Here is a 3108-nt window from a genome sequence, read left to right as displayed (position 1 = left end):
CGCGGACGCCACGGCGGGTGCCTCGACTGAGGGCTCGACGCAGGCTGACTCGAACGTGAACGCGTCGGCTTCGGCTGCTGCGGACGCGAACGCGAACCCGGCTGCTGAGGCTGCGGCGTTTACCGAGGCTGACTCGGCGACGTCTGCTGCGGGCACGGTGGATGCGTCTGCTGCTGCACAGTCGGCGGCGTACACGGACGCGTCGACGAACGCGTCGACGACGGCGGACACCGAGGCGAACGCTGCGGCTGAGGCTGCTGCGGTTGCTGCGGCGAACACCGAGGGTGACGACGACACGAACGCTGCTGCGTCGGCTGACACGTCGGCGGCTGCGGAGGGTGACAACTCTTCGCAGGCTGAAGCTGCTGCGTCGTCGGCTGCGACGGCGGACGCTACGGCGGGTGCGTCGTCCGAGGGCTCGACCGAGGGCACGACCGAGGCTGCTGCTGCGACTGAGGGCACGACCGAGGCCGGTTCGAACGTGAACGCCTCGGCTTCGGCTGCTGCGGACGCTAATGCGAGCCCGGCTGCTCTTGCTGCGGCGACGGCGGATGCTGAGACGACGGCTTCGGCCGCCGCGACGGCGGACGCTGAGGCTGCCGCGGCGTCGGCGGCATACACCGACGCTTCGACGAACGCGTCGACCACGGCTGACACCGAGGCGGATGCTGCTGCTTCGGGTGCTGCGGTTGCTGCGGCGAACTCCGAGGGTGACGACGACACGAACGCTGCGGCGTCGGCCGACACGTCGGCTGCGGCTGAGGGCAACGCGTCGTCGCAGGCTGAGGCTGCGGCGTCGTCTGCCGCGACCGCGGACGCGACGGCGGGTGCCTCGACCGAGGGCTCGACCGAGGCCGGCTCGAACGTTAACGCGTCGGCGTCGGCTGCTGCGGACGCGAACGCGAGCCCGGCTGCTGAGGCTGCGGCGTTCACCGAGGCTGACTCGACGACAACTGCTGCGGGCACGGTGGATGCGTCTGCTGCGGCTCAGGCTGCTGCGCTGACGGAGGCGTCTACGCAGGCGTCGACCACGGCTGACACCGAGGCGAACGCTGCGGCTGAGGTGGCGGCGCAGGCTGCGGCGAACACCGAGGGTGACGACGACACGAACGCCGGCGCGTCGGTGGACCAGTCGGCTGCTGCGGAGGGCAACAACTGGACGGCCGCGGAGGCTGCTGCTTCGGCGGCGGCGACCGCGACCTCCAGCTCGGACGCTTCGACTGATGCTGCGTTCGAGGCGTCGGGCAACCTGAACGCGTCGGCGTCGGCTGCTGCGGACGCGAACGCGAACCCGGCTGCTGAGGCTGCGGCGTACACCGAGGCGGATGCGGCGACCACCGCTTCGGCCGCCGGCACGGTTGACGCTTCCGCTGCAGCTGAGGCTGCTGCGGTGGCCAACGTGATGGCGGGTGCGTCGACCGATGCGTCGACGACGGCTGACACCGAGGCGGACGCTGCGGCTGAGGCTGCTGCGGTTGCTGCGGCGAACTCCGAGGGTGACGACGACACGAACGCTGCGGCGACGGCGGAGGCGTCGGCTGCGACCGATGGTGACAACGCATCGCAGGCTGAGGCTGCGGCGTCGTCGGCTGCGACGGCGGATGCTTCGGCGGGTGCCTCGTCCGAGGGTTCGACTGAGGGCACGACCGAGGCTGCTGCTGCGACCGAGGGCACGACCGAGGCTTCTACCGAGGGTTCGACCGAGACCGACGGTACGGCGGACGCTGCTGCTGCGGCCACGGACGGGAACCTGAACGCGTCGGCGTCGGCTGCTGCGGATGCGAACGCGAGCCCGGCTGCTCTTGCTGCGGCGACGGCGGATGCTGAGACGACGGCCTCGGCCGCCGCGACGGCGGACGCTGAGGCTGCTGCGGCGTCGGCGGCTTACACGGAGGCGTCCACGCAGGCGTCGACCACGGCGGACACCGAGGCGAACGCTGCAGCTGAGGCTGCTGCCGTTGCTGCGGCGAACTCCGAGGGTGACGACGACACGAACGCTGCTGCGTCGGCTGACACGTCGGCTGCAGCTGAGGGCAACGCGTCGTCGCAGGCTGAGGCTGCGGCGTCGTCCGCCGCGACCGCGGACGCGACGGCGGGTGCCTCGACCGAGGGCTCGACGCAGGCTGACTCGAACGTGAACGCTTCGGCTTCGGCTGCTGCGGACGCGAACGCGAGCCCGGCTGCTCTTGCGGCGGCGACGGCGGATGCTGAGACGACGGCTTCGGCCGCCGCGACGGCGGACGCTGAGGCTGCTGCGGCGTCGGCTGCGTACACCGAGGCGTCCACGCAGGCGTCGACCACGGCGGACACCGAGGCGAACGCGGCTGCTGAGGCTGCTGCGGTTGCTGCGTCGAACACCGAGGGTGACGACGACACGAACGCTTCGGCGTCGGCGGAGGCTTCGGCTGCTGCGGAGGGTGACAACTCTTCGCAGGCTGAGGCTGCGGCGTCGTCGGCTGCGACCGCGGACGCGACGGCGGGTGCCACGACCGAGGGCTCGACCGAGGGCACGACCGAGGCTGCTGCTGCGACCGAGGGCACGTCTGAGGCTGCGACCGAGGGCACGTCTGAGGCTGCGACCGAGGGCACGTCTGAGGCTGCGACCGAGGGCACGTCTGAGGCTGCGACCGAGGGCACGTCTGAGGCTGCGACCGAGGGCACGTCCGAGGCCGCTACCGAGGGCACGACCGAGGCTGACTCGAACGTGAACGCGTCGGCGTCTGCTGCTGCGGACGCGAACGCGAACCCGGCTGCGCAGGCTGCGGCGTTCACCGAGGCTGACTCGGCGACGACTGCTGCGGGCACGGTGGATGCGTCTGCTGCGGCGCAGGCTGCGGCGATGACGGAGGCGTCTACGCAGGCGTCGACGACGGCGGACACTGAGGCGAACGCTGCGGCTGAGGCTGCTGCGGTCGCTGCGGCGAACACCGAGGGTGACGACGACACGAACGCTGCTGCGTCGGCTGACACGTCGGCGGCTGCGGAGGGTGACAACTCTTCGCAGGCTGAGGCTGCTGCGTCGTCGGCTGCGACGGCGGACGCTACGGCGGGTGCGTCGTCCGAGGGCTCGACCGAGGGCACGACCGAGGCGGCTGCTGCTACCGAGGT

The 3108-nt window shown here is 71.7% G+C and carries 2 pseudogenes; one reads left to right on the top strand and one right to left on the bottom strand.

The features are described 5' to 3' along the window. A pseudogene (locus ACWGKI_RS18650) lies at positions 1-966 on the bottom strand (hypothetical protein); the annotation flags it as partial. A gap of 97 nt (positions 967-1063) precedes the next feature. On the opposite strand from ACWGKI_RS18650, the pseudogene ACWGKI_RS18645 reads away from it, so the two are divergent. Next, positions 1064-3108: pseudogene (locus tag ACWGKI_RS18645) on the top strand (hypothetical protein); the annotation flags it as partial.

The organism is Isoptericola sp. NPDC055881 (assembly GCF_053615895.1).
Note: the sequence above shows the minus strand (reverse complement) of the source record. Positions and strands in the feature narration are given on the sequence as shown.